This is a genomic window from Jatrophihabitans lederbergiae, assembly GCF_031845305.1.
GTDB lineage: Bacteria > Actinomycetota > Actinomycetes > Mycobacteriales > Jatrophihabitantaceae > Jatrophihabitans_A > Jatrophihabitans_A lederbergiae.
On the sequence record NZ_JAVREH010000008.1, the window covers coordinates 58,932 to 83,995 of the forward strand.

Consider the following 25,064-nt stretch of genomic DNA (forward strand, 5'->3'; position numbering starts at 1 on the left):
CGCTGGCCGGGCAAGGCGGGACGCGACCATCCGACGCCACCGTTCGCACTGCTGTGCGCGGCTCTCCCGCGCCGGACTACTACGAGCCCTCGCTACACCTGAGCAGCTTCAGGTCTTAGGTCGACATGGCCACGTCGTCGACGGACATAGTTGGCTGGCCGTCCGCGGCGCTTCGCACGCGGACGATCCCCCAGCCGACGAGCGCTGCAGCCGCAGCCGTGAGTGCGAGGCCGGCAATCGTGACCGCCTCCCGGAACTGCGCGGTTTGGTGCATGCTCCAGTTCGATGTGGCAATTCGGCCGGTGAATAGCGTCGCGAGGATGGTGCCGGAGGCGGCGATGCCGACGCCGGTAGCGACTTCGGATGCGGTGTCGACGAGCGCCGCGCCGATCGAGGTCCGGTTCTCGGGCAGACCACGGAGCACGTTGGTCCCCGCGACGACGCCGTTCACGCGAATCCCAGCAGCCACGAGCACGAGGGCAATCGCGATCCACAGGTATCCGAAGCTACCCAACACGGCGTAGACGGCAAGCCCGAACACGACCGCTGCGGCACTGAGCCATGCGGCCCGGTCGAAACCAACCCGTTCCACGAACTTACTGACGAAAGGGCCGGCTGCGACGAGGACGATGACCTGCGGCAGCATCCCGATGGCGGCGTGTGCGGGCGTCCACCCCCAGTCGAGCTGCAGCTGCAGCGTCACCAGGTAACCGAGACCGGCGGTCGCCAGCCCGGCGGCGGCCTTATAAGCCAGCCCGCTCGAGACCAGTGGGCGAGCAACGAGCTTCAGGTCGAGAAGCGGGTAACGCGCTGAACGCTCGCGGCGGATGAAGAGAATCGCGCCCATGACGGTCGCAGCGGTGGCCGTCCACGGCGCCCACCCACCCGCGCCTTCGTTGACGAACAGGGTGGGGGCCGACGAGGACGAGCACGATCGTCGCGGTGCCCAGCACCGCTCCGAGGACGTCCACCGGCTCGCGGTGGAGTTCAGCCGCCTCGTCCGAAGCGATGCCTGCTCGGATGCCGATGATCGCGAGCACGGCAATCGGCACGTTCACCAGCAGCAGGACCTGCCACGGTGCGATCGCGAGCACGAAGCCACCCACTGTCGGGCCGATCGCGAGCCCGACCAGACCCACGGTCGAGATGAGCGTTATCGCACGCACGCGGAGGCCGTCCTCGGCGAACAGCCGGAAAGCCAGCGCCATCGATCCTGGGGTAGTCATCGCGGCCGCAATGCCCATCACCACCCGGACGGCGATCAGCTGCTCGGCAGTCGTGACGAACGCGGTCGCCAGGCTCGCTACCCCGAGCAGGACGAGCCCGATGAGCATGATCCGTCGCCGACCCAGCCGGTCGGCAATCGCGCCGAACGCCAGCATCAACCCGCCGAACACGACCGCGTATGCGCCGGTCACCCACTGCAACGCGGTCGTCGAAGCGTGGAGTTCACGTCCGATCGTGGGCAACGCGATGTTCAGGATCGAGTTGTCCAGCATCTCGAAGAGAAACACTGCGGACAGTCCCGCCAAGGCGACCCATACTTCCCGCAACGATTGAGGAGAACGCGGAGAGTTGACGGTGGTGTTTTCGGAGAACATGCGAGTATGTTAGTACACTAAGCTTAATCACACAAGAGAGTGGGGAACGGATGTCCAGGACCGGAGCGCGAGGCGGGCCGCAGACACGGGCGATGATCGCGGAGGTCGCGGCTCGGTTGTTCCTCGAGCGCGGGTTCGACACGGTCACGGTCGCCGACGTCGCGCAGGAGGCGGGGGTCTCGAGCGTGACGGTCTTCAAGCACTTCCCGCGCAAGGAGGACCTCTTCCTGGATCGCTCGGTCGACGCCGTCGAGCTCCTGCGCTCGGCGGTGCGCGACCGCGCCCCGGGCGTCGACGTGCTGGCGTCCCTGCGGGATATGACCCTCCGTCTCGTCGGCGCCCGTCACCCGCTCTCCGGCGTCAACGACCGATCCATCCCCTTCTTCCGGACCGTCGCGGCCTCGCCCGCGCTGGTCGCGCGTGCGAGAGAGATCGCCGCCGATCTTCAGCGGACCCTCGCCGAGGAGCTCGAACGCGACCCGACCTTCGAGGGCGATGCGACGTTGCTCGCCGCCTTCTTCATCGCCGGTTACGGCACCGTGATGGTGGAGACCGCGCGTCGCCTCATCGCCGAGGAGGCTCCGAGCGCCGTGATGGACGACCACCGCGCGCGCTTCGAGCGGCTGTTCGACGCCCTCCGCAGCGGGGTCGTCCCCCGACCGTGAGAGTCAAGAGGCATCGGCCGGGCAGTTCGGTGCTGAGGGAGAGCTCCCGCCATCGGTCGAGCTCGTCGTGCAACGATGCCGAGCTTGCTGCCGACCAACGCGCAGTCAGACCCGCAGCTGTTGGCCCAAGCCGCAGGCGCGGAGCTGCAGGTCGTGCAGGGCGGCACGCGCGATCCGGGCGAACGGCGGGTCGTTGTCCGACGGGTCCAGCGGGCGAAGGCGAAGAGGACGTTCGCGGTCTTCGCCTGCGCGTAGGACAGGCCGGGGTCGTAGGTCTTGGTGAAGTTGGGGTCGTCCCACCGGATGCCGGCGAAGCGGTGCGCTCCCGAGGAGACGTTGACCACCCGTGCGCCGTGGGCGGCGCGGAGCGCGTCGTGCAGGGCGAGCGTCAGCTGGAAGTGCCCGAGGTGGCTGGTGGCGAACTGCACCTCGAAGCCGCGGCTGTCGCGGACGACGCTGTCGGGTGTGGGGACGGCGGCGTTGTTGACGAGGATGTGGAGCGGGCGGCTGGTGGTGTTCCAGGCGTCAGCGAACGCGTTGATCGTGTCCGGGTCGAGCAGGTCCATGCGGTGCACCTCGACCCGGTTGATCCCGGAGAGGTTCTGCGCGGCGCGGTCGGGGTTGCGGGCGGGCACCGTGACGGAGGCGCCGGCCCGCGCCAGGGGGCGGGTTGCGGCGAGGCCGATGCCGGAGTGCCCGCCGGTGACGATCGCGTTGACGCCGGCGAGGTCCACGCCAGCGAGGACGTCGTCGGCAGTCGACGCGGCGGTGAATCCGGAGCCGAGCGGGCGTTGCTGGTCTCTCATAGCGGGTGTCCTTCCGGCGGGGGTGAGGTCGTGGCCGTCTGTCCGGGAGCGCCCGGGCCCGCGGTGTGCGGGGCCCGGTCCCGGGCGGTGCGGGGGGGCTACTTCGAGTCGATGCGGCCCGCCGGCTCCGTCGACGCGCCGGCGGTCACCTCGTCCCAGGCGGCGCCGTCGATGTTGAGCGCCTTCTTCAGGAACGCCGTCGAGGTGCGGCGGACCAGGTCCACGCGCTCCGGGCTCTCGTCGGTGGTGTCGGTGGCCTGGTAGGCGTGCACGCCGCCGAGGGAGTGTCCCCCGCCGAACAGGGTCACGAGGCTCTGAGCGCCGGGGCTGAGCGTGTACACGTCGGTGAACCAGTCCGGGCCGCGCGTGGACAGCGGCGACTGGTCGTGGTCGCCGGCGACGACGAGGGTCGGGGTGTTCATCCGGGCGAAGTCCGGGCTCATGAAGGAGAAGCGCTCCTGCGCGAACGGGGTGAGGTTCTGCCCGCCGACACCGGTCGTCGCCAGCAGCACGCCGGCCTTGACCCGCGCGTCGGTCGCGTCCGTGCCGGGCTGGCCGTCCGCGCCGACGACGCGGGCGCCGAGGAGCATGCCGACCGACTGGCCGCCCCAGGAGTGGCCGGCGACGGCGAGGCGGTTCCGGTCGACCCGGTCGGCGAGGCCCGGAACCGCGGCGACGACCGTGCCGAGGTCGTCGATGACCCGCTCGATGTCCTCGACGCGGGTGCGTCAGATGTTCGGGTAGCGCGGGTCCGCGGGGGTCAAGCCCAGGGTGAGCGAGTCGAGGAACGTCGGCTGGACGACGACGAACCCGTTGGCGGCCCAGAAGTCCACGAGCGGGTCGTAGGAGTCCATCGCGAGACCGAACCCGTGCGCGAACACGATCACCGGCAGGTCGGTGCCGTCCGCCGGGGCGGTCACCCGCACCTGCAGATCGTCGCCACGGCCGGGCGCGGAGAGGACGACGGGCTTGACGGACAGGATCTGGTTGGCGGGCGTCGTGCTGGCGCGGGGAGTGACCGCGTCGAAAGCAGGCATTGGATGTCCTTCCGGGGCAGGTGAGCCGGTGGGGCGGCGGCGCGTGCTTGAGAAACGGAGCAACGCTCCGTTCTACTATATGGAGCAACGCTCCGTATTGTAAGCGACCTCGAGCCGTGCTCCGCCTGTCCTGCTCTGTGCGAGGATCGACCCCATGCCCGCGGCCCGACCGACGCCGGAGATCCCGAGGCGGCGCCCCGACGTCGAGCGCAACGAGCGCGCCCTGCTCGACGCGGCAGCGAAGGTGTTCGCCGCCTCCGGTGTCGACGCGACCGTGCGGGAGGTGTCCGCGGCCGCGGGCGTCGGGATGGGGACGCTCTACCGGCACTTCCCCACCCGGGCGGACCTCGTCGTGGCGGTGTACCGGCACCAGGTCGACGCGTGCGCGGAGGCGGGCCCCGCCCTGATGGCGTCGGCGTCGTCACCGTTCGCGGCCGTGCTGGAGTGGCTACACCTCTTCGTGGACTTCCTCGGCACCAAGCACGGGCTGGCAAGGGTGTGGCAGGGCGACTCAGCCGGGTTCACCGTCCTGCACGAGATGTTCCTGGAGCGGCTCGTCCCGGTCCTGGCCGACCTGCTCGCGGCGGCGCGCGCGTCCGGAGAGGTGGTCGCGGACATCGGCGCGTACGAGCTCGTACGCGCGGTCGGGGACCTGGTCGCGTGGACCCCGCAGGACCCGGACTACGACGTCCGACGGATCGTCACCCTCCTCGTCACCGGTCTCCGCCAGGAGCAACCCGCATCGGAGGCAACCCAGACGCCCCGACCGTGCTGATCGGTGCCCCCACAATGTTCTCCGCCTGGCGGTCAGACCCGGGAGCCCCGCTTCGGCGATCGCCAGGCCCTCGCCGACGCCCCTCGGCGGGAAGTCGGCCTCCCGGGCGTAAGGACCTGCAGAGGCAGGTCTTGCCGCCTGGCCGAGCGCGCCCCCGCGGCAACGTCGCTGTCGACACCAAGCCGATGGCCCGGCGATCCGTGCCGCCGCGCAGCGCGCCTGGCTCTGCGCCAACGCCTCGGACGACTGTTCCTTCGATACGACGACCCGGGTCGCAGCCGCGTTCGCTGGGCCCTACCAGTGAACCGGCCGCGCCAGACACGACTCCCATGGCCAGCAGAAGCCAGATCATTAGTACGTGGGCCAGCGCGGTGATCGCAAGCACAGCGAAAGCGACAGCGGCGACCAAGTTGGTGTCAGGCACGATCGTTACTGACACCATGCGCGGCGGTGCAGGCGGCGAGGTCGGCAAGTAACCGAAATGGGTCCGTCAGATCCCACCTCGCCACGGCCGGTTCAAGGCAGCCACGACCAACCCATAACCTTCGACCGTGATGCCGCCGATCCGCGCCGTAATTTTCGCCTCGACGGCACACTCCTGGACCACGTCAGCTCCGTGACCACCGCACTTCGCGATTGGCTGCCCACGCTGAACGCAACACCCACCGACGTTCTTCTCCCAGCCTGGTTCACCGCTGAGGAACGCCACTTCCCCGCCTGGCGGGCGCGCCAGATCAGCTTCGCCGAACAACGCCGACCAGTGGCCTGTCCTCCTATGTCACCGGCCGAAGCGACCGGCACGCCTACCCGGTCAAGCCTGGCGACAACAGGCTCGAGGTGAGCTACCTGGCTACCGGCCGGGCCCTGCTGCGCGCGGTCAACGTCGATGGCCGTCCTGGCACCGCAGGCATCGGCACCGAGCATGGACATCCGGTTTACACGGTCGATCTGGAGCTGCCCCGCCGCACGGCACGCACCATCCTGCTGACCCTCACCGAGCCCGCGGGTACCGGCACACCCGTGGTACTTCGCCAGCCGTTGGTCCGGCCGCTCGACGTCCGCATCGCTGACGCCAGCTGCCACTGAGCTGGATCACGGTCGGCTCGGCGGTGCGGGGTCCGGCCACCACTGCTGATCGGTGTCGTCCCGCATTCGGATCGAGCACTCGGGTGAAGGCGGTGCCTTGCGTGACTTACCGCGGTCGGTTCGTCGGTGCTGGGCCGCAAGAGCAGTTGGGAGCGCCGGCCGTCATCGCTGGCCGGAGCACGTAAGGATGCTCCGCGGAATCGAGACGGTATCCGGTTAGCAGTTCGTAAGCCCGCGTCCGCGGCTGGCTGGTCGCCGTGGGTGTTCAGCGCAGTTCCGAGCGCTGCGGAACGGGGCGAGCATCCTGTTCGAGGCGATGTCCGCAGCAGGCGCTTCACTCAGCCGCGGTACGGTGCCGCCCCGATCGGCGTGACGCCGGCCGATCCGAACACCACCGAACCGGGGCGTCCGTACACGTACCAGCTGTGGTTGCTCGGCCGGTAAACGGTGAAGTCAACCTTGCCGTCGCCGGTGTAGTCTCCGGTCACCGGCATGTCGCCCTTCAATCCCCATTGCACGCCGTTGTGCCCGCGGACGTACCAGACGCTGGTCGACGGGCGGAACACCGCGAGTTCGGTGGTTCCGTCGCCGTTGTAGTCACCGGGTACGGGGATGTCGCCGGTCAGGCCGTATTGGACCGGTGAGCGGCCTTGCACGTACCAGACGCCGGTCGACGGGCGGAACACCGCGAGTTCGGTGGTTCCGTCGCCGTTGTAGTCACCGGGTACGGGGATGTCGCCGGTCAGGCCGTATTGGACCGGTGAGCGGCCTTGCACGTACCAGTAGCGGGTGGCCGGGCGGTACACCGCGAGCACCGTCGCGCGCCCGCGGCCGTTCCAGTGCCCGGGCACCGGGATATCGCCATTGAGCCCGTACTGCACCGAGGACTGGATGGTCCCGGTCGGACTGGCGACATACCAGGTGCCGGTCGACGGCCGGTACACCGCGGCGTGTGCGAAGCCGTCGCCGCTGTCGGTGATGACCGGCAGGTCGCCCGGCAGGCCGAAGTTGAACGTGGTCGGGTAGCCGTCGTTGATCGCCCACCGGCCGGCGGCGAAGGTGGCGCGGCTGCTGGTTTGGGAGTAGGTGAAGTCGTGCGCGGTTCGCAGTTGCTGCGCGGTGGCGAGCTGCACGCCGGTGTAGTACTTCTGCAGGATCACGTTCCACTTGTTGCCGGTGTTGCTCTCGTTGCAGGTCTGGCTGCCGTATTGGCTCAGCGTGGTGCCGTCGGCGTAGGCGCCGCAGCCCTCAGAAGGCGAGATTAGGTAACGGCGGTACGAGGTCTGCAGTACCGCCCCGTAGGCGTCGCGGGCGACGTAGGGCCAGATGGCGTCTACGGCCGCGCTAGTGCGCGGGGCCGCGCTGGCCGCCTTGTAGACTTGGAAGTCGGCGTCGTCGGTGACGTCGAAACACTGCGTGGCATCGTCGTTGAGGTAGCCGCCGAAGTGACTCACCCAGTACCAGGCGTATGACTTCACCACAACAGCGCCGGCTTTGAGCGCGTCGCCGTCCCAGCTCTGCACCCACTCGTTGGGCAGCACGTTCTTAACGTAGGTCTTGAAGTCCACGGTGTGAATCGGGGTCTGGGTATCGCTCGGGACGTACACCCGGATGGTCGCCGGGGGTGTCGTCTGGGAGGTGTTGTGGGTGCACGAGCCGGGCAGCGCCGGGCGGCAGGTGACACCGGCGCGCTCGCAGTCACCGACGAAGCCAGCTACGCCATTGGGCGTACCGACTCCCGTGGGCCCGTCGTAACCCTGCACCGCCGTGCACAGGTACGTGCCCCCGCATGAGCCGTTCGCTCCGCTGGTGACATCGTTGAACGCCATGGTGGCTCGGTAGGGAAAGGCAGCGGGATAACCAGTACTCGGCACCTGTAAACCGGCCAATGCGTAGGCGGCGGCGATGAGGGGGGCCGAAACACTGGTGCCGCCGAACACCAACCAGCCACTAACCCCGCTGCTCGCGGTGCTGTCATACACGGCGACCCCGGTAGCTGGATCTGCCACCGCTGAGACATCGCTGACGCTGCGTGTGGCGCAGCCGCTGTCCCGTTGCCAGGCGGGTTTGGCGTCATAGGCTGAGCAACCGCTTCCGGCGCCCGCCCCGGGCGTCGTGCTGCCCCACGCTTTCTCGCTCCAGCCACGAAGACTCGAGTCCGCGACGAGGCTGGTGCCGCCGACGGCGGTGACGTGGGGGGAGGAGGCGGGATAGTTCACCCCGTAACCGGTGTCCCCGCTACTGGCCGTGATCGCCACCCCCGGGTGGTTGTAGTACTGGGTGTCGTACTGGCTGTCATCAGCCGAAGACGGAGCACTGTAACTGTTGGACACCGCCACCGCCCCCATCCGGACCGCGGTGTTCACCGCCGTTCCCAAGTCATTCAATGAAGCGGACTCCGCTTCGACCAGCAAAATCCGGCACTTCGGACAAGCTGCGGAAACCATCTCCACATCCAGCGACGTCTCCTGCGCCCAGGAGGGATCTGCGGGCGGCATCGTGACGCCGCCGGTCTGATTGACCTTCAGAAAGCAACCAACGACACACGGCGCCAGGCCGTACTGCGCTCGATATACAGCAAGGTCGCTTGCTACGCTCGGCGCGTCGTAGGCGTCGATCACCGCAACGAGCTGCCCCGTTCCTGCGGTGCTGGCCGGAAACTGGTACGCCGCCTGTAGGTCGGCCGCCCCATACCCGGCCGGCGTCGCCGAAACCGGGCCAGTGACATCTAAGTCCACAACCGCCTGGCACGCGGCCCGTCCCCTTACCGCTGACGCGCAGACACGGCTGCGGTGGTGACCTTTCAAGCTGTCGGCAACAGCGCCAGCATGAGTCGATGCAACCTTGGTGCCCGGCCGCGCCGCGACGGCAGCCCTCGCCACTCCCCCCGCAGGTAGCAGCATAAGAAACGTCACGATGACCACCAGCAAACGGCGGAAATAGCAATTACATCTGGTCACCGAGCGCCTCATCTCTGCTCCCCGGTCACCTTCCGTGACGCCGGGCGGGTCGGCCAGCGGCGAAACCGCGGACCTACCCCTCTAACAACCGTCACACACAGTAGTTGCCCACGCGTTGTGGCAGCCGTGCCGAATCCGTCGGCCGCAACTTGCGATCAAGGTGCCGCGCTGGTCGCGCCGATCAGATAGGTGCGCGGCGGAAGCTCATCCCGGCCCCTGTCGAGGCACGTGAATCCTGACCCGCGCGGCATCCGAACTTTGACCCCCTGCCCCCTGTCCCCTGCCCGCTGACTCTGGCTCGAAGCCCGAGCCGAACCGAAAGCAAGGGACCAGGGGCAAGGTGTCCGTGAATCCCACCTGATCGGTGACCAGGTGGCCCCGGCGCGGTCAGGCCGTCGGGGTCTGCAGCGCGGTGAGGGCGTCGGTGGCGGTGGACAGGTCCTGGGTCGCGACGTCCAGCGCCGTGGCTGCGGCGGCGAGTTGCTGGCGGGCGGTCACGGTGGCTGTGTGCAGCTGCGCGTCCGTCGGGCTCGCGGGAACCGCGAGGGCGGTGGCCGTCGCGGTCTGGATGTCGGCGTCGGCCTGGGCGAGCGCGGTGGCGAGGTCGGCAAGCGGAGTAGTGACAGTGCTGGTGTCAGTTCCATTGTCTTGCAGGGTTTGCGCCTGGGCGGCCAAGGCGGCGGCGCTTGAGGTGAGCGTCGCGACGCTGAGCTGGGCCTGGTCGGCCGAGGTCAGGAGCTGCAGTTGAAGCTGCGCGCCCCGGGCGGTCCGCGCGCCGGCCAGTATCGCGGCCCGGATCTGAGCTGCCGTCGTCGCGCTCGCGACAGTGCCCTTATCGGTGCTCAGCGCCGCGAGATCGGCGGAGGATGCGGTGGCAAGGGCCGCCTTGTTCACGACGGACAGCACCGACGAGGCCGTCTCGGCCGAGGCGATCCGGGTCACCCGGGCGGTGTCAGCAGCCAGCGCGTGACCAGCACCTGCGCGCTGTCCGGCGAGGTGGTCGACCGGTTTGTGGGAGGCGTGAATTGCGGGCTTGGCGTGCGACGGCGCGGCGAAGGCAACACCCCCGCCGCCGATCACCGCGCAGGCAGCGAGAAGAGCGACACCGGTGCCCGCGGCGCGTGCTGATCGATTCATCAAGATTCCATTCCTAGCTATCGGTTCGACTACTCACAGTGAGCGGTTGACTCCACAACCATGACATGCACTTCACTGTTTTGCAACACGAACTTAACACCCCGACGCCACCAACCCCTCGGCGAATACCTACGCGCCCGACGCGAACTCGTCACCCCCGACGAGGTCGGCCTGCCCACGGTAGGGCTCCGCCGCGTGACCGGCCTGCGTCGCGAGGAAGTGGCACTCCTGGCGGGCATGAGCGCCGACTACTACCTCCGCCTCGAACAAGGCCGGGAACGCAACCCGTCACCGCAGATCCTCGAATCCCTCGCCCGCGTCCTCGGACTCGACAACGCCGCGACCGCCTACCTCCTCGGCCTCGTCGGCGCAAAAACAACCCGGTCCCGCCGAAAGGTGCGTCGCGAACACGTCCTGCAGGGCATCCAGAAGCTTTTGGCGACGCTGCAGCTACCCGCCTTCGTCGAAGGCCGGTACTTCGATGTCCTCGCCTCCAACCCGTTCGCCCTGGCGCTGTCACCGCGGCTGGCCGTCGGCGAGAACCGGCTCCGCGCCGTATTCCTCGAGCCCTCCGAGCAGGCGCTCTACCCCGACTGGGACGACGCGACCGCACGTCTCGTCGCCGGCTTCCGCGCCTCCGTCGGCACCGACACCGACGCCCCCCGGTTGATCGAACTCGTCGGAGAACTCTCCCTCGCCAGCGAACGATTCCGACAACTTTGGGCACGCCACGACGTCCAAGCCCAGGAAGGTCGGCCGATGACCCTCGACCACCCCACGGTCGGGCAACTCTCCCTGAACCGGGAAAAGCTCGCCATCGACGGCGGCTCCGGTGGCCTCATCCTCGCCATCTACCACCCCGACGCCGGCAGCGACAGCGCAGAGAAACTAGCCCTCCTCGCCTCCTACAACGCCACAAACGAAAATGAGCGCGCCACCCGTCAGCAGACTGGGATTTAGGGGACTGTTCAGCAAACGGATGCGTGCCGTTGACAGGGCCGGCCTGCGTACGGTCATGGCCCGGCCCGAATACCGACGGCTATGGGCGGCCCGCACGGTGTCGCAGTGGGGTGACGTCGCGCAGTTCACGACGCTGGCGCTGCTGGTGCTGCGCCTGACCGGCTCTGGTCTGGGGGTCTCCGGGGCGGTGCTGGCCGAGATCGTGCCGGTGCTGCTGCTCGCACCAGTCGCCGGGCCGTTGGTCGATCGGCTGCCCCGGGTTCGCGTGATGGTGGCCGCCGACCTTGCGCGGCTGGTGCTCGCGGCGACCCTGGCGTTGTGGCATTCCGACATTGGTGTCGTGTACGCGGTCGCGTTTGGGCTGTCGGCCGGGTCGGTGTTCTTCAATCCGGCGGCCGGGTCGCTGCTGCCGTCGTTGGTCGGTGAGGAGGAGCTGGTCGCGGCGAATTCCGGCATCTGGTCGGCGGCCGTGCTGAGCCAGGTCCTGCTGGCACCGGTGGCCGGGCTGCTGGCCTCGACCGCAGGGTTCGGGTGGGCGTTCGCCATGAACGCTGGAAGCTTCGGGGTGAGTGCGCTGCTGCTGCGGGGTTTGCGGGCCAGCGAGGCGGCCCGGCCGCTGGTGACAGCCAGTATCTGGGTGCAGGGCAGAGAGGCGCTCGGCTTGCTCGGGCGTGACCGGCTGCTGCGGGCGCTCGCGCTCGCGCAGGCTCTTGCCGCGCTGTCTGCGGGGGCGACCAGCGCCCTGCTCGTGCTGCTGGCGGCACGGCGGCTGCATGCCGGCGGCGGCGGGTACGGGCTGATGCTCGCCGGGATCGGTGTGGGCGCGTTCTGCGGGCCGCTGCTGCTGACCCGTCTGGGGACCCGGGCGCGGCAGCCGCGGCTGGTGTTCGCCGCGTTCGGTCTGCGCGGCGTGGTCGACGTGGTGCTGGCGAGCGTGACCACGCTGCCGGTCGCGCTGTCAGCGTTGGTGTGCTACGGGATGGGCACATCGAGCGGCAACGTCACGTTCTCCTCCGTCATCCAGTCCCACGTGCCCGAGCAGCTGCGCGGCCGGGTGTTTTCGGCGTTCGACCTCATCTGGCAGGCGATGCGACTGGCCAGCCTGCTGCTCGGGGGCGTGCTCGCGGACGCGTTCGGGATCCGAGCCGTGTACTACTGCGGCGGGCTTTTGCTGCTGGCTGCGGGACTGGCCGGGCTCACCACGTCCGCCGACCTGCCGTCCGACGGGTCAAGTCCGGGCGCCACGCAGTAGCGGTTGTGCCGCCCTGCACGACCGGCAGCGCGGACCGGGCAGCCACGCGAGCCCTGGCCGGCAGCGTCGCACAGCTGTACGTCTTGCTCGACAGCATCGACATTCAGCGGAGACAACAGCCGCCGCCAGCGCACGGCAGCGTGGTGTGGACGAGGCGACTGTTGCGCTGGGCGGTAGGAGCTCCGATGCGGGCTCCCAGGCCGCCCGCCAGTCGCCGATCACGGGCGGCGTATAGGCGGACAGGGCCGCCTCCAAGCCGTGCGTCCGGTGAGACTGGGCGCGAAGACAATGAGACTCCACGTCGCTGCCTCGGCATACCGCGGCACGAGTCACGACCAAGCGTCAGCGGGCACGGCCAGGTCGCCGTCCGGTGCGATCGTGGCCGGGCTGATCGGGAGGAAGTGAACCGAGGTCGCGCTGAGCTTGTCGGATCTCTCGCGGGCTGCGTCCGACCTCGGTCGACATCGCGCGGATCCGTTTCGCGGTGGCGTGAGCGTCGCGGTCGACGCCGTTGATGATCGAGGAGTTCAGCCGGGTCTGCCAGGGCAACCCCATCCAGTGCAACCCGGGCACCGGGCTGGCGCCGCGCCGATGCACCGGCTCGCCGCTCCTGTCGAGCGCGCCGGCGAGATCCATCCATCTCAGATCCGGCCGGTAGCCCGTACACCATAGGACGTTCGGCGCAGGGACGAGTGACCCGTCGGCAAGCACTAGGTCCTGGCCGCTGGCTCCGGTGACGCGTTGAGTGAGCAGGCGAACGCGGCCGGTCTGAACCTGACGTCGCAGGTCGGTCCCGATGATGGCATCGCCGCGGCGACGCACGTAGCGGGAAACCGGTGAGGACGTGCGGGCATTGAGCGTCCCGGTCAGGTATAGCCACCAGTACAGATCTGCGCCGAGCAGCGTGACCGGAAGGAACCATGGCGGGCGTGGGCTGACCATCGTGACCCGGTGCGTGGGCGACAGCTCGAGGGCCAGCTGCGCGGCGGAATTCCCGCCGCCGACGACGACAACCTCCCCATCGGGGACGTCGGCGGGGCGCCGGTAGTCGGCGGAGTGCAACTGAAAGACCACGCCATCCAGTTTCCGGCTGGCCGGAGGCAGATAGGGCTGGGCGAACGGTCCGCCGGCTACGACGACGTGACGTGCCCGGATGTCGGCGCGATTGGTTTCCGCGCAGAAGACGCCGCCGGACTTCGTCAGTCGCCGCACCTGATGACCGGTTTCCACCGGCAGCCGGAACCGGTCGGCGTAGCAGCGCAGGTACTCGGCGACCTCGAGCCTGCTAGGGAAGTCCTCACCGGCGGGGAAGGGCATTCCCGGCAGGGCGCTGAACCGTCGCGGGGTGAACAGTCGCAGACTGTCCCAGCGCTCGAGCCAGCTGTTGCCCACCGCGGCCCGCTCGATGATCTGCACCTCGAGGCCGGTGATGCGCCGCAGCCAGTAGGCCACCCCGAGACCGGCCTGCCCCGCGCCGATGATCAACGCATCCACTGATCGCGCCGGTCGATCCCCGGCAGGCCGTCCGGAACTCACCACGCCGACACTGGCGGCGTGGGCGACGAGCCGATCTCGAAGCGTCGGCCGTTCGGACTGGCTGGCGTCCCCGGGTGTCAATGTCGCTCATTCAGCTCGGCCGGGGATTCGAAGGCCGACCTCATCCGGGCATCGCAGCGCGGGTCGGCCACCGCGCAGCACGAGGTCAGCTTCACCCGGCCGGTGACCGCCCCGATCAGCAGCGCGGCCAGAGACACAGCGACGAGCACACCGAGGACGATGACCATGCTGGTCAGGGTAGGCCGGTAGGGGTGGTGTGGCGATGACTGACAAGTCACTGCCCGACACGGGAAGGATCTGGCCCCGTGACCGGGTTCCCCAAGGTACCTCGTTGTCTAACTGAAGGATTCATCCATGTCCCGCATCCCCGTCCAGACCCTCGACACTGCGCCGGAGCAGACCCGCCCGACGCTGGAACGACTGACTCGACGCACGGGCAAGCTGCTCAACATCCACGCCGAGATGGCCCACGCACCCGTCGTGCTCGCCGCCTACGCCGGCATCACCGAGGCACTGGCCGAGCAGTCCAGCTTCGATGCGCGCACCCGGGAAGCGATCGCGCTCGCGGTGGGTGCGCAGGACGGCTGTGACTACTGTCAGGCCGCGCACACCCCCTCGGCCATCAAGTCCGGCCTGAGCGAGGCCCAGACGATCGCGATCCGCCGCGGCGAGCTCGCGTTCGACCCGAAACTCGCGGCGCTGCTGGCCGTCGTGCGGGAAGCCGCCGCCAATGTCGGCGAGGTGTCCGATGCCACCTGGACGGCCGCGCAGCAGGCCGGCTGGAGCGACGTGCAGCTGTCGGAGGCGTTCGCGCACCTCGCGGTGAACCTGTTCACGAACTTCTTCAACCACTACGCCCGCACCGACCTCGACCTGCCCGCCGCCCCGGCGCTCACGCCGTGACCGTCAACCAGGGCGGTGTCCTGCTCGGCGGCCACCCGGGGTGGGCGACCTGGGCGCGGATCGCCGTCAACTACGCCACCCCGTTTCTCGTGGTCAGTCTCGGCTACCTCGGCGGCTGCCGCGCACCCGCGGCCCAGGACGCGCAGCAGGGCGACTGAAACTTCGCGCAATCGGGAAGGTTCCGCGGCGCCTACCGGGTTTCCTGCACAGAACCGGGCGGCATCCGCACGCCCGAGAGCACCGAACTACTGGAGTGAGCATGGTCGAGGCGGTATTCGAAGGCCAGGTCATCGCGCGCAGCGAGGACACGGTCGTGATCGAGGGCAACCACTACTTCCCGCCCGGCGACGTCGACCATCAGTACCTGCGTCGCAGCAGGATGAAGTCGGTGTGCCCGTGGAAGGGCCTTGCGTCCTACTACACCGTCGAAGTGGACGACGCGGGCGGCCGTGATGCCGCCTGGACCTACCGGCACCCGTCACCGCTGGCGCGGTCCATCAAGAACCACATCGCGTTCTGGGGCGACGTCACCGTGCGCGACACCGATGCCGGATGAGGCTCACCCCGCGGCATCTTGACCTGCTGAGTGACCGCCTGCGTGACCTCGAACGACTGACCCGGCCCGTCGACGAGGAGACCGCGGCCGCCCTCGCGGACCGCTGGCACGGGCTGCCCAAGCATGTCCGTACCCCGTCCCAGACCCTCGGCCAGCACGCGGTGGGCTGCGAAGGTACGCACGGGGTGTTCCCGAAGTGCAACCTGGCCTGCACCCCCTGCTACCACTCCCGCGACGCCAACCGGGTCGCGGTCAGCGGCAGCCACACCCAGAGCGAGGTCCGCGCACAGATGAGTCTGCTGCGCCGGCGACGTGGCCCGCGGGCGCACGCGCAGCTGATCGGCGGTGAGGTGTCGCTGCTGCCACCGGACGATCACGCCGCGACGTTGCAGATCATGCGCGAGCACGGCCGGGAGCCGATGAGCATGAGTCACGGCGATTTCGACTATGACTACCTGACGGCGCTCGCCCTCGGGCCGGACGGGAAACGGCGGCTGGACCGGCTCTCGTTCGCCGGGCATTTCGATTCGTTGATGTTCGGCCGGCGTGGCATTGAGCGTCCCGCCGACGAGGCCGCGCTGAATCCGTACCGGCAGCGGTTCGCGGGGATGTTCGCCCGGCTGCGCCGAGAGCACGGCGTCCGGTTCTTCCTGGCGCACAACATGACCGTGACCCCGCGGAACGTCGAGCAGATCGCTTCGGTCATCAGGGACACGAACAGTTACGGTTTCGGGCTGTTCTCCTTCCAGCCGGCCGCGTTCATCGGCGACGATCGCCGCTGGCACGAGGGCTACCGCGACACGACCGCCGACACCGTCTGGGCCCAGGTCGAGGCGGGTGCCGGGTCCCGGTTGCCGTTCCGCGCGCTGCAGGTCGGCGACGAGCGGTGCAATCGCACGACCTACGGCTTCTACGTCGGTGCGGACTACTTCCCGATCCTCGATGACGAGGACCCGGCGGATCTGGCGGTGCGGGATGCGTTCCTGAGGTACTTCGGCGGGATCAGCTTCTCGGGTACGCCGGTGCCGCTGCTGCTGGCCAAGGTGGCGCGCGTGGTGGCGCGGCATCCACGCTCGGTGGCTCCCTTCGCGGGGTGGCTGGCCCGCACCGCTCGCGCCGTCGGCCTGCGGCGGCTGCTGCGCCATCGCAGCATCCGGCCGGTGACGTTCGTGATGCACTCGTTCATGGACGCCGCCGACGTCGCCCCGGCGTGGCGGGCAATGCAGCAAGGCCAGATCAGCGACGACCCGCGAATCGCTGAGACCCAGCAGCGATTGGCCGCGTGCTCCTATGCGATGGCGCACCCCGAGACCGGCGAGCTCGTGCCGGCGTGCGTGCAGCACAGCGTTCTGGGCCCGGCCGAGAACGTCGCGCTGCGGGCCCTGCTGCCACTCACCCCGGTCAGCCACCGGCGGGCGGAGGCAGGCGCGGATGCTTGACGCGCGAGCCCGCCGCGTCCTGTCGCCGGCGCTGGACGCTGTCGGTACCCGGCTTTCCGACGCCGGTGTCCCTGCGCTGGCCCTGACCGCCGCAGGGTGGGTCGCCGGCCTCGCCGCCTGCACAGCGGTCCTCGCGCACGCGTGGCTGTGGGCGCTGGCGCTGTGGCTGGCCAACCGGCTCCTCGACGGGCTGGACGGACCCGTCGCGCGCCGCAACGGCGCCAGCGACCTGGGCGGGTTCCTTGACATCGTCGCCGACTTCAGCATCTACGCCGGGTTCATCGTCGCGGTCGCGATCGCGCAGCCCGGCGCCCGGCTGGCGTGCCTGGCACTGCTGACGGCCTACTACCTCTCCGGCACCGCCTTCCTGGCACTGTCCTCCCTCCTGGAACGGCGCGGCACCAGCCTCGCCGCCGACGGCCGATCGCTGCGGTTCGTCGGGGGCCTGGCCGAAGGCACCGAAACCGTCGTTGTCTACGTGCTGCTGTGCCTGCTGCCCGACCGGGCCGCGCTGATCGCGTGGCTGTTCACCGCCGCCGTTACGATCACCGCCGTGCAGCGCATCGCCCTCGGCGTCCACGCCCTGCACCGCCCCGCCGCACCCCGCCGCGTCCCCGCCGAACCGGCCGCGCCCGCCGCGGTCCTGCCCCAGGAGATCCGATGAGTCGCCCGACACCCACCCCCGTGCGTGCCCGACGCGTCCACCGGCGCCGGGCCGTACTCGCCGCGCTCGCCGGCGCCGCGCTGCTCGGGCTGACCGCCTGCAGCGGTAACAGCGGCGCTGCCGCACCCACGGCTCTCGACCCCGGCAACTGGCCCGCGGTGCTCGCCCAGGCCAAGGGCCAGACTGTGAACTTCTACGCCTACGGCGGCGACACCGTCCTGAACAGCTTCCTGTCCGGCTACGTCACCGACGCCCTCGCCATGCAGGGCGTGACGCTGAAGCAGGTCAAGATCACCGACACCGTCGACGCGGTCAACAAGGTCCTCGGCGAGAAGCAAGCCGGACGCAGCACCGGCGGGTCGGTCGACGCGATCTGGATCAACGGCGAGAACTTCGCAACCGGTGTGCAGGCCAAACTCTGGTACTGCGGCTGGGACAAGGCCCTGCCGAACTCCCGCTACGTCGACTTCGCCAACGCGGCCGTCGGCAGCGACTTCGGGGTGCCCGTCAACGGCTGCGAGGCGGTCTGGCAGCAGGCCGACTCCGCCCTCGTCTATGACAGCAGCAAGTTGTCGAGCACGGACGTGGCGTCGGTGTCTGCGTTGCTGGCCTGGGCCACAGCGCACCCGGGGCATTTCAGCTACCCGGCGTTGCCGGACTTCACCGGCTCGATGGCTGTGCGCACCATCCTCTACGACAGCCTCGGCGCCCCGGCTCCGCTGGCCGGGGCATTCGACGCCGCGAAGTACGCGCCCGCAGCGAGCGCGCTCTGGGCACGGCTGAACGCGCTCGAACCGGCCCTGTGGCGGGGCGGCAGCACTTACCCCCAAACCCAGGACGCGGTCGAGAGGCTCTACGGCGACGGCGAGATCAGCGCCTACTTCACCTACGGGCCCGGCGCGGTCGCTGACAAGGTCCGCGCCGGGCTGTACCCGAAATCCACCCGTGAGGCCGTGCCGTCACCGGGCAACATCAGCAACAACAGCTTCCTAGCGATCCCGGGCAACGCCGCCCACAAGGCCGCGGCCCTGATGCTGGCCAACGTGCTGGAGGATCCGCAGACCCAGCTCGCGCTGTACAAGGCCGAAGGGATCTACCCCGGCATCGACGCCGCCAAGACCGATGCCGCCACCCGCGCGGCGTTCGCCGCGGTGCAGGTGAGCGCGTCGGTCCTACCGCTGTCCGAGCTGACCGCGCACGCCCAGCCGGAACTGGCCAGCGGCTACGTCACCCGATTGGAGAAGGACTGGAGGACGAAGGTCCTGCAACACTGACCGCAATGACCCGCACCCTCACCACCGGACGGGGACGTCCCTGCGACCCGGGCCCGATCCGTCGACGCCGTACGCGGCACGCTCTGCCGCAGCGGGTCCGTATCGGCCTGCTGCTCGCTCCCGCCCTGCTCGTCATCGGTGTCTTCTTCCTCGGCGGTGTGGCACAGGCCCTGGCGCAGAGCTTCGGCTACCAGCCCTACCTCGCGGGCAGCCACCTCTCGGCTGATGCCTACCGGTCACTGTGGCGGGACCCGGCTGTCCGCGAGTCGCTGGTGCTGACCCTGCGCGTCGCGTTGCTGTCCACCGTGCTCGCCGCGGTGCTCGCGGTCGCGGTGGCGCTGTTGCTTGGTCGGCTGGGCCGCAGCCAGGCCTGGGTCGCCGGCGCGTTCCAGGCCACGCTCGCGGTACCCCACCTGGTCGGGGCGCTGTGCATGCTGCTGCTGCTGTCCCAAGGCGGTCTGCTGTCCCGGCTGAGCCACGCAGCCGGACTGACTGCGACGCCGGCGACGTTTCCGGCGGTGACGAACGACCGGTTCGGGATCGCGATCGTCGCCGAATACGTGTGGAAGGAAACGCCGTTCCTGGCCGTGCTCGTGCTCGCCGCGCTGAGCCGCGGAGTCGCCGACCTCGAAGCGGCGGCGCGGATCCTCGGCGCGGGTCCCTGGCAGCGGCTGCGCCATGTCACCCTGCCGCTGCTCGCCCCGCCGCTCGCGGGTGGGTCGATTCTGGTGTTCGCGTTCGCGGCGGGCTCCTACGAGGTGCCTTACCTGCTCGGCAGGCCGTACCCGGCGACCCTGCCCGTGGTGGCCTTGCAGTACTACGACGCCACCGATCTGACGACGCGTCCGCAGGCGATGGCCGTCGCCGTGTTGATCGCCGCCCTGTCGGGACTGGCGGTGGGCGGCTACCTGCTGCTCGCGTCCCGGCTCGCGAGGCGGAGGCTGTGAGCGGCATCGTTGCCGCCCGATCACACTCGACTGGCTTCGCGACCGCTGCCGGCCGGCGACTCGGTGCGACTCTGCTGCTGGCGGGTGCACTGCTACCGCTGCTGCCGTTGGCCGTGTGGGCGTTCGCCGGCCAGTGGCGCTACCCGGCCCTGCGACCACAGCAGGCGAGCCTGCACGGACTACGGCTGCTGACCGACCCGCGATCGCAGATCCCGCAGGCCCTTCTCACCTCCACCCTGATCGGAACGTCGGTGGCCATCCTGGCATGCGTGATCGGCTTGCCGGCCGGCCGCGCGCTCGGCCTCTACCGCTTCCGGGGACGGCGGCTGGCACAGTTCCTGCTGCTGGCGCCGGTCATCGTGCCGGGACTGGCCTCGGCGGTCGGGCTGCAGGTGTTCTTCATCCGCTTCGGCCTGGCCGATTCCGCGCCCGGCGTGGTGCTGGTGCAGTTGACGCCGACCGTTCCCTATGCCGCGACGGTACTTGCGGCCGCGTTCGCCAACCTCGACACCGACTACGAGCGTCAGGCGCGTGCGCTGGGCGCCGGCCCGCTCCGGGTCCTGCTGTTCGTGACTGTGCCGCTGTTGCGGCCGGCGCTCGTGCTCGCCGGGCTGTTCGCGTTCCTGATCTCCTGGAGCGAGTACGTCCTGACGCTGCTCATCGGCGGTGGGCAGGTCACCACCCTGCCGCTGCTGTTGTTCGCCGCGATCTCCTCCTCCGACACCACCGCCGCCGCTGCCCTGGCGCTGCTGGTGATCGGGCCTCCGCTGCTGCTCGTCCTGGCCTCGGCGCGCCTGTTGTCGGCCCGTTCCGGGGCGGTCGTCGGGATGGGACGGTTGTGACCGCGACCGCCATCACCCTGAGGGTGGTGGGAAAGTCCTTCGGCGACACGGTTGCGGTGACACGCCTGTCGCTGGACATCGCGGCGGGCTCGCTCACCGCGCTACTGGGACCGTCCGGATGCGGAAAGAGCACCACGCTGTCGATGCTGGCCGGTCTGACCGAGCCGGACACCGGATACCTCCAGTTCGACGGTGACAGCATCCTCGGCGTGCCCGCGGAGCGCCGAGGAGTCGGCCTGGTCTTCCAGAAGCCGCTGCTGTTCCCGCACCTGTCGGTCGCCGACAACGTCGGCTTCGGCCTGCGGATGCGCGGCGTGAGCGCCCGATCACGAGCCTTGCGGGTCACCGAGATGCTCGACCGGGTGCAGCTGGCCGGGCTGGGTGACCGTCGGGTCGGCGAGTTGTCCGGTGGGCAGGAGCAGCGGGTCGCGCTCGCCCGCGCCCTAGTGCTCGAGCCGAAGGTGTTGCTGCTCGATGAGCCGTTCTCCCAGCTCGACACCGCGCTGCGGGCTCGGATGCGCACCCTGCTGCGGCAGCTGCACGACGACTCCGATGTCACCACCGTGTTCGTCACGCACGACCAGGCCGAAGCGGTCGAGGTCGCCGACACGGTCGCGCTGATGCTCGACGGCACCCTGGCCGGGCACGGCACCCCCGAGTCGTTCTACACCCGACCGGAGTCACTCGCGGCTGCCCGGTTCTTCGGCGTGACCAACGAGATCAGCGGCCACGTTCGCGGCGCCAGGTTCACCGCCGCCGACGGCACCCTCGGGATCCCCACCGACACGTCCGACGGCCCGGCGGTGCTGGTCATCCGCCCCGAGGCGGTCCGCCTCGGTGGCGTTTCGGATGCGCAGGCCCGGAAGGTCCGCGGCCGTGTCGTCGGGGCGCAGTTCGCCGGCAGCCACCTCGCCGTCGAGGTCGAGCTCGCCGATCAGCGGATCCGGGTGCACGCGCCTCTCGATGAGCCGGTCACCGTCGGCCAGGACGTCGACGTCCGGTTCCCGCTCGCGGCGTGCACGGTCTTCGCCGCGGACGTCCCCACGGACATCGCATGACCCGCCGGGCGGCTGTCCTCAGACTGGCAGCGCTAATGGTGCTGATCGCTGCCGCCGTGCTGCTCGTGGCCCATGTCATCGGCATTCCGAACCTGGCTCAGTTGCGCGCCCGGTTCGCCGGGCTGGGCTGGTGGGCGGGTGCCGGTTACGCGGCGCTGTATGCGGCGGCGACCCTGTCCCCGCTGCCGAAGTCGGTGTTCACCCTCGCGGCAGGCGCCGTGTTCGGCCTGGCCGAAGGCCTGATCGTGGTGGTCGCCGGCGCCTGCGGCGGAGCGGTCCTGGCGTTCTATCTCGCCCGTGCGCTCGGCCGTGACGGGCTGCACCGCCTGACCGGCGTCCGGGGCGACCGGCTGGATGCCCAGCTCGCCCGCCGTGGCTTCCTCACCGTCCTGGTCGCCCGGCTGATTCCGGTCGTGCCGTTCACGGTCGTGAACTACCTAGCTGGCGTCACCGCGCTGCGCCTGCGGGTGTTCCTGACCGCGACCGCGCTCGGCATCCTGCCCGCCACCACGGCCTACGTCGCGCTCGGCGCGTACGGCTCCCAACCCGGTTCGTGGCCGTTCTGGACCGCGCTCAACGCCCTGGCAGTGCTCACGGGTGCCGGTGCGGTGACCGGGCTGCGGCACCGCTGGCAACAGCGCAACGTGACCTGACGGCTCGGACGGCAGATCCTGCGCGATGATGCGGTGCTGACCGAACCTGACTGGCATCAGCTGCGCGAAGCCAACGTGCGCCCGCTGCCGCTGGCCAGCGACGTCCACTGGACCCCGAAGGGTGGGAGGTCGAGATCGGGATCATCCTCGAGACCACCGGCGGCGGCTACTCCAGCAGCCTGCGGGAGGCCCTCGCCTGAGACAGCCAATTACCTGGCGCGAAGCGTGGATCGAGCAGTCGTCGGTAGTCAGTTGGCTGCGAGGGCGCCCCGCCCCACGCCTTCCTACCGATGGCTCGTCGTCGTGTTCACCCGCGACGCAGTTATGTGGTCGGCGACAGGATGTGGCAGATTTCGGCGTCAGTGCAGTCAGCCGGATCCAGCCGACGGCTGCGGTCGCGGAGGTGCGTGAGTTCTGTCTCCAAGCCGGCGAGCTCACTCAGGCGTCTTCGTACGTCGGCGAGCTTGCCGTCGATCAGGTTTGTTACGTGCGTGCACGGGATGTGGCCGTCGTCGCGGAGGTCGATGATGCTGCGGATTTCGACGAGGGTGAGGCCCGCGGCTTGGGCGGCGCGGATGAATTTCACCCGGGTGACGGTCGGTTCGTCGTAGATGCGGTACCCGTTGGCGGCTCGTGATGGTGCGGGCAGCAGCCCTTCGCGTTCGTAGAATCGGATGGTCTGGCTGGGCAGCCGGACAGCGTTGGCGACGTCTCCGATCAACATTGGGCGAGTCTAACGCTTGACCTTGTAGTACAGATCAAGGATTAGTGTCGCTGGCGTGAACATCGACTTGTTGTATTTCGCTGGCTGCCCGAACTGGAAACTCGCCGACGAACGTCTCACCGAGATCGTCAAGGAGCGTCCCGACATCACGGTGACCCGGCACCGGGTGGACACGAGCGTGGAAGCCGAGCGGGTCGGCTTCCACGGGTCACCGAGCATTCTCATCGACGGTGTCGATGCCTTCGCCGACGGGGACGCCGGAATCGGGCTGGCGTGTCGGGTGTACGCGACCCCGGACGGGCCAGCGGGCGCACCGACGCTCGAACAGCTGCGCGCAGTGCTCACCGATGCGTGATCGCCTCTCGATTGCCGGGGCGGCAGGAGCCGTCGTGGGCGCGTTCGGCCTCTGCTGCGGACTTCCGGTCCTGCTCTCGCTCGGGTTCCTCGGCCTCTCCGCGGGCATCTCGGTGGGCAGCTGGGTGCTGATCGTCCTCGGCCTCGTAACCGTCGCATTTGCACTGAGGCGGCGATACAAACGACGTCACCGACCGCCCACGCACGGCGCAGCACGAGAAACGACATCGCGATGAATACGAAGACCTGGGTGCGCCCCAACGAGGGGATTCTGAGATGACCAAGCAGCACGACCTGATCGTGATCGGCGCTGGCATGGCCGGCGTGTCGGCCGCCGACAAGTGCGCCGCGCGGGGCTGGGACGTCGCGATCGTCGACGCTCTGCCCTACGGCGGCACGTGCGCGTTGCGCGGATGTGACCCGAAGAAGATCCTCCGGCGGGGTGCCGAGATCATCGACAGCGCCCGACTGATGCGCGGCAAGGGCATCGACGTGGGTGACCTGACGATCAACTGGGCCGACCTGATGAAGCACAAGCACGGCTTCACCGACGAGGTGCCGCAGAACATGGAGGATGGACTGACCGGCAACGGTGTCACCACCCTGCACGGAGAGGCGAGGTTCACCGACAAGAACCGCATCGAGATCAACGGCACCACCTACGAAGCCGCGCACTTCCTGATCGCCACCGGCGCACGCCCACGACCGCTCGAGTTCCCCGGGCACGAGCACCTGATCGACAGCACCGACTTCCTGAACCTGCCCGCGCTCCCGCCGCGGATCCTGTTCGTCGGTGGCGGTTTCATCTCCTTCGAGTTCGCCCACATCGCCGCAAGGGCAGGCAGTTCCCCCGTCATCATCGACCGCGGATCACACCCCCTGAAGGCCTTCGACCCGGACCTCGTCGAACTCCTGATCACCCGCGGCACCGACGCCGGGATCGAGGTACGCCGCTCCACCACGATCACCGCGGTCGAGCCGACCCGCTCCGGCTACCAGGTCAGCCTCGAATCATCCGGCCGGACCGAGACGATGGAGGTCGACCTGGTCGTCCACGGCGCCGGCCGGATACCCGAGCTGTCCGGGCTGGACCTCGACGTCGCCAGCATCGCGTGGGGTGAGCAGGGTGTGCGCGTGGCCGGTCACCTGCAGAGCACCACCAACCCGGCGGTGTATGCCGCCGGTGATTCCGCCGACACCCCAGGCATGCCGCTGACCCCGATCGCCGTGTCCGAGGGCAAGGTCGCTGCCTCCAACATGCTCAAAGCAACCACGACCGTCCCCGACTACACCGGGGTCCCGACCGCGGTGTTCACGATCCCCGAGCTCACCCGCGTCGGACTGCTCGAACAAGACGCCAAGGATCAGGGCCTGGACGTCGACGTCCGCTACAACGACACCAGCGGCTGGTACTCCAACTACCGGATCGGCGAGACCGCGGCCGCCGCCAAGATCCTCATCGACCGCGCCAGCGACCAGATCGTCGGCGCACATCTGTTGGGACCCGAGTACGGCGAACTGGTCAACCTCCTCGGACTCGCCATCAAGCTCAACCTCACCACCCGCCAGCTGAAATCCATGACCGCCGCCTACCCGACCGCCGGGTCCGACCTCGGATCGATGCTCTGACACGAATCGGAGCAGCCGCCGACATCGCAAGCATCCACAGCTCTGCGAACGCTGCTCAACCGTGCCGTCAGCGGCCTCAGCCGACCCCCGGAGAAGCCCTGCAACTGAGGAAACGTTGGCCTGACAACGATCCGCATCGGCCGCTAGCCTGGCCGCGTTCGCGGTACGCCTGCAGGATGTCCTCG

Annotated in this window: 22 protein-coding genes and 3 pseudogenes; 17 read left to right on the forward strand and 8 right to left on the reverse strand. The window is 69.3% G+C overall.

Translation table 11 applies throughout. The features are described from left to right. Window positions 1-115: 115 nt before the first annotated feature. Window positions 116-1,601: pseudogene (locus RM423_RS25525) on the reverse strand (MFS transporter). A 50-nt stretch (window positions 1,602-1,651) separates the two neighbouring features. On the opposite strand from RM423_RS25525, the gene RM423_RS25530 reads away from it, so the two are divergent. Then, the gene (locus tag RM423_RS25530) at window positions 1,652-2,266 is read left to right on the forward strand and encodes a TetR/AcrR family transcriptional regulator (protein ID WP_396327654.1); all 615 of its coding nucleotides are present in this window, start codon (window positions 1,652-1,654) and stop codon (window positions 2,264-2,266) included. A gap of 245 nt (window positions 2,267-2,511) precedes the next feature. Here RM423_RS25530 and RM423_RS25535 read toward each other — a convergent pair. After that, a pseudogene (locus tag RM423_RS25535) lies at window positions 2,512-3,072 on the reverse strand (SDR family NAD(P)-dependent oxidoreductase); the annotation flags it as partial. Window positions 3,073-3,170: 98 nt separating this feature from the next. Then, window positions 3,171-4,109: pseudogene (locus RM423_RS08810) on the reverse strand (alpha/beta hydrolase family protein). 154 nt (window positions 4,110-4,263) lie between these two features. Here RM423_RS08810 and RM423_RS08820 point away from each other — a divergent pair. Beyond that, window positions 4,264-4,884 carry a TetR/AcrR family transcriptional regulator gene (locus RM423_RS08820; RefSeq protein ID WP_311422648.1) on the forward strand — a complete coding sequence of 207 codons (621 nt, stop codon included), beginning with the start codon at window positions 4,264-4,266 and terminating at the stop codon, window positions 4,882-4,884. 837 nt (window positions 4,885-5,721) lie between these two features. Beyond that, complete coding sequence (locus RM423_RS08825; protein WP_311422649.1) at window positions 5,722-5,970, forward strand: hypothetical protein; 249 nt, start codon at window positions 5,722-5,724, stop codon at window positions 5,968-5,970. Between the two features lie 338 nt (window positions 5,971-6,308). On the opposite strand, the gene RM423_RS08830 is transcribed toward RM423_RS08825, so the two are convergent. Together RM423_RS08830 and RM423_RS08835 are read right to left on the reverse strand one after the other, a co-directional pair. After that, window positions 6,309-8,336: a SpoIID/LytB domain-containing protein gene (locus RM423_RS08830; RefSeq protein WP_311422650.1), complete on the reverse strand. Its 2,028-nt coding sequence runs from the start codon at window positions 8,334-8,336 to the stop codon at window positions 6,309-6,311. A 981-nt stretch (window positions 8,337-9,317) separates the two neighbouring features. After that, window positions 9,318-10,067, reverse strand: a complete 750-nt coding sequence (locus RM423_RS08835; protein WP_311422651.1) for a hypothetical protein — start codon at window positions 10,065-10,067, stop codon at window positions 9,318-9,320. Between the two features lie 60 nt (window positions 10,068-10,127). Here RM423_RS08835 and RM423_RS08840 point away from each other — a divergent pair, with 60 nt between their 5' ends. Further along, a complete protein-coding gene (locus RM423_RS08840) occupies window positions 10,128-11,027 on the forward strand; it encodes a helix-turn-helix domain-containing protein (RefSeq protein ID WP_311422652.1) in 900 nt (299 codons plus the stop codon). Next, entirely contained in the window at window positions 10,993-12,279 is a 1,287-nt protein-coding gene (locus tag RM423_RS08845) for an MFS transporter (RefSeq protein WP_311422653.1), read from the forward strand. Before RM423_RS08840 ends, RM423_RS08845 begins: the two co-directional genes overlap by 35 nt. Window positions 12,280-12,621: 342 nt before the next feature. On the opposite strand, the gene RM423_RS08850 is transcribed toward RM423_RS08845, so the two are convergent. Further along, a complete protein-coding gene (locus tag RM423_RS08850) occupies window positions 12,622-13,896 on the reverse strand; it encodes a flavin-containing monooxygenase (protein ID WP_311422654.1) in 1,275 nt (424 codons plus the stop codon). Next, complete coding sequence (locus RM423_RS08855) at window positions 13,893-14,063, reverse strand: hypothetical protein (RefSeq protein ID WP_311422655.1); 171 nt, start codon at window positions 14,061-14,063, stop codon at window positions 13,893-13,895. The genes RM423_RS08850 and RM423_RS08855 overlap by 4 nt, the downstream gene beginning before the upstream one ends. Before the next feature lie 127 nt (window positions 14,064-14,190). Here RM423_RS08855 and RM423_RS08860 point away from each other — a divergent pair, with 127 nt between their 5' ends. From RM423_RS08860 to RM423_RS08905, 10 genes are all read left to right on the forward strand, one after another. Continuing rightward, a complete protein-coding gene (locus RM423_RS08860) occupies window positions 14,191-14,739 on the forward strand; it encodes a carboxymuconolactone decarboxylase family protein (RefSeq protein WP_311422656.1) in 549 nt (182 codons plus the stop codon). After that, a complete protein-coding gene (locus RM423_RS08865) occupies window positions 14,736-14,897 on the forward strand; it encodes a hypothetical protein (protein WP_311422657.1) in 162 nt (53 codons plus the stop codon). The genes RM423_RS08860 and RM423_RS08865 overlap by 4 nt, the downstream gene beginning before the upstream one ends. A 101-nt stretch (window positions 14,898-14,998) precedes the next feature. Beyond that, window positions 14,999-15,295 carry a DUF427 domain-containing protein gene (locus RM423_RS08870; protein ID WP_311422658.1) on the forward strand — a complete coding sequence of 99 codons (297 nt, stop codon included), beginning with the start codon at window positions 14,999-15,001 and terminating at the stop codon, window positions 15,293-15,295. Next, complete coding sequence (locus tag RM423_RS08875) at window positions 15,292-16,734, forward strand: hypothetical protein (protein WP_311422659.1); 1,443 nt, start codon at window positions 15,292-15,294, stop codon at window positions 16,732-16,734. The genes RM423_RS08870 and RM423_RS08875 overlap by 4 nt, the downstream gene beginning before the upstream one ends. Then, window positions 16,727-17,398, forward strand: a complete 672-nt coding sequence (locus RM423_RS08880; protein WP_311422660.1) for a CDP-alcohol phosphatidyltransferase family protein — start codon at window positions 16,727-16,729, stop codon at window positions 17,396-17,398. Before RM423_RS08875 ends, RM423_RS08880 begins: the two co-directional genes overlap by 8 nt. Continuing rightward, a complete protein-coding gene (locus tag RM423_RS08885) occupies window positions 17,395-18,672 on the forward strand; it encodes an ABC transporter substrate-binding protein (RefSeq protein ID WP_311422661.1) in 1,278 nt (425 codons plus the stop codon). Before RM423_RS08880 ends, RM423_RS08885 begins: the two co-directional genes overlap by 4 nt. Window positions 18,673-18,677: 5 nt before the next feature. Further along, window positions 18,678-19,619: an ABC transporter permease gene (locus RM423_RS08890; protein WP_311422662.1), complete on the forward strand. Its 942-nt coding sequence runs from the start codon at window positions 18,678-18,680 to the stop codon at window positions 19,617-19,619. After that, entirely contained in the window at window positions 19,616-20,461 is an 846-nt protein-coding gene (locus RM423_RS08895; RefSeq protein WP_311422663.1) for an ABC transporter permease, read from the forward strand. Before RM423_RS08890 ends, RM423_RS08895 begins: the two co-directional genes overlap by 4 nt. Then, window positions 20,458-21,519, forward strand: coding sequence for an ABC transporter ATP-binding protein (locus RM423_RS08900; protein WP_311422664.1), 1,062 nt, complete (start codon window positions 20,458-20,460; stop codon window positions 21,517-21,519). Before RM423_RS08895 ends, RM423_RS08900 begins: the two co-directional genes overlap by 4 nt. Next, entirely contained in the window at window positions 21,516-22,172 is a 657-nt protein-coding gene (locus RM423_RS08905) for a TVP38/TMEM64 family protein (protein WP_311422665.1), read from the forward strand. The genes RM423_RS08900 and RM423_RS08905 overlap by 4 nt, the downstream gene beginning before the upstream one ends. A gap of 322 nt (window positions 22,173-22,494) precedes the next feature. On the opposite strand, the gene RM423_RS08910 is transcribed toward RM423_RS08905, so the two are convergent. Continuing rightward, window positions 22,495-22,896: a heavy metal-responsive transcriptional regulator gene (locus RM423_RS08910; RefSeq protein WP_311422666.1), complete on the reverse strand. Its 402-nt coding sequence runs from the start codon at window positions 22,894-22,896 to the stop codon at window positions 22,495-22,497. 55 nt (window positions 22,897-22,951) lie between these two features. Here RM423_RS08910 and RM423_RS08915 point away from each other — a divergent pair, with 55 nt between their 5' ends. Both RM423_RS08915 and RM423_RS08920 read left to right on the forward strand, forming a co-directional pair. Beyond that, window positions 22,952-23,251, forward strand: coding sequence for a thioredoxin domain-containing protein (locus tag RM423_RS08915; RefSeq protein ID WP_311422667.1), 300 nt, complete (start codon window positions 22,952-22,954; stop codon window positions 23,249-23,251). 275 nt (window positions 23,252-23,526) lie between these two features. Further along, a complete protein-coding gene (locus RM423_RS08920) occupies window positions 23,527-24,879 on the forward strand; it encodes a dihydrolipoyl dehydrogenase family protein (RefSeq protein WP_311422668.1) in 1,353 nt (450 codons plus the stop codon). Window positions 24,880-25,064 lie beyond the last annotated feature (185 nt).

What these genes read in the sequence shown, in the direction of transcription:
- RM423_RS08910 (WP_311422666.1), bottom strand. Translation starts at nt 22,896, where the DNA reads ATGTTGATCGGAGACGTCGCCAACGCTGTCCGGCTGCCCAGCCAGACC.
- RM423_RS08845 (WP_311422653.1), top strand. Translation starts at nt 10,993, where the DNA reads ATGAGCGCGCCACCCGTCAGCAGACTGGGATTTAGGGGACTGTTCAGC.
- RM423_RS08905 (WP_311422665.1), top strand. Translation starts at nt 21,516, where the DNA reads ATGACCCGCCGGGCGGCTGTCCTCAGACTGGCAGCGCTAATGGTGCTG.
- RM423_RS08820 (WP_311422648.1), top strand. Translation starts at nt 4,264, where the DNA reads ATGCCCGCGGCCCGACCGACGCCGGAGATCCCGAGGCGGCGCCCCGAC.
- RM423_RS08860 (WP_311422656.1), top strand. Translation starts at nt 14,191, where the DNA reads ATGTCCCGCATCCCCGTCCAGACCCTCGACACTGCGCCGGAGCAGACC.
- RM423_RS08855 (WP_311422655.1), bottom strand. Translation starts at nt 14,063, where the DNA reads ATGGTCATCGTCCTCGGTGTGCTCGTCGCTGTGTCTCTGGCCGCGCTG.
- RM423_RS08880 (WP_311422660.1), top strand. Translation starts at nt 16,727, where the DNA reads ATGCTTGACGCGCGAGCCCGCCGCGTCCTGTCGCCGGCGCTGGACGCT.
- RM423_RS08870 (WP_311422658.1), top strand. Translation starts at nt 14,999, where the DNA reads ATGGTCGAGGCGGTATTCGAAGGCCAGGTCATCGCGCGCAGCGAGGAC.
- RM423_RS08840 (WP_311422652.1), top strand. Translation starts at nt 10,128, where the DNA reads ATGACATGCACTTCACTGTTTTGCAACACGAACTTAACACCCCGACGC.
- RM423_RS08835 (WP_311422651.1), bottom strand. Translation starts at nt 10,067, where the DNA reads ATGAATCGATCAGCACGCGCCGCGGGCACCGGTGTCGCTCTTCTCGCT.
- RM423_RS08890 (WP_311422662.1), top strand. Translation starts at nt 18,678, where the DNA reads ATGACCCGCACCCTCACCACCGGACGGGGACGTCCCTGCGACCCGGGC.
- RM423_RS08875 (WP_311422659.1), top strand. Translation starts at nt 15,292, where the DNA reads ATGAGGCTCACCCCGCGGCATCTTGACCTGCTGAGTGACCGCCTGCGT.
- RM423_RS08885 (WP_311422661.1), top strand. Translation starts at nt 17,395, where the DNA reads ATGAGTCGCCCGACACCCACCCCCGTGCGTGCCCGACGCGTCCACCGG.
- RM423_RS25530 (WP_396327654.1), top strand. Translation starts at nt 1,652, where the DNA reads ATGTCCAGGACCGGAGCGCGAGGCGGGCCGCAGACACGGGCGATGATC.
- RM423_RS08920 (WP_311422668.1), top strand. Translation starts at nt 23,527, where the DNA reads ATGACCAAGCAGCACGACCTGATCGTGATCGGCGCTGGCATGGCCGGC.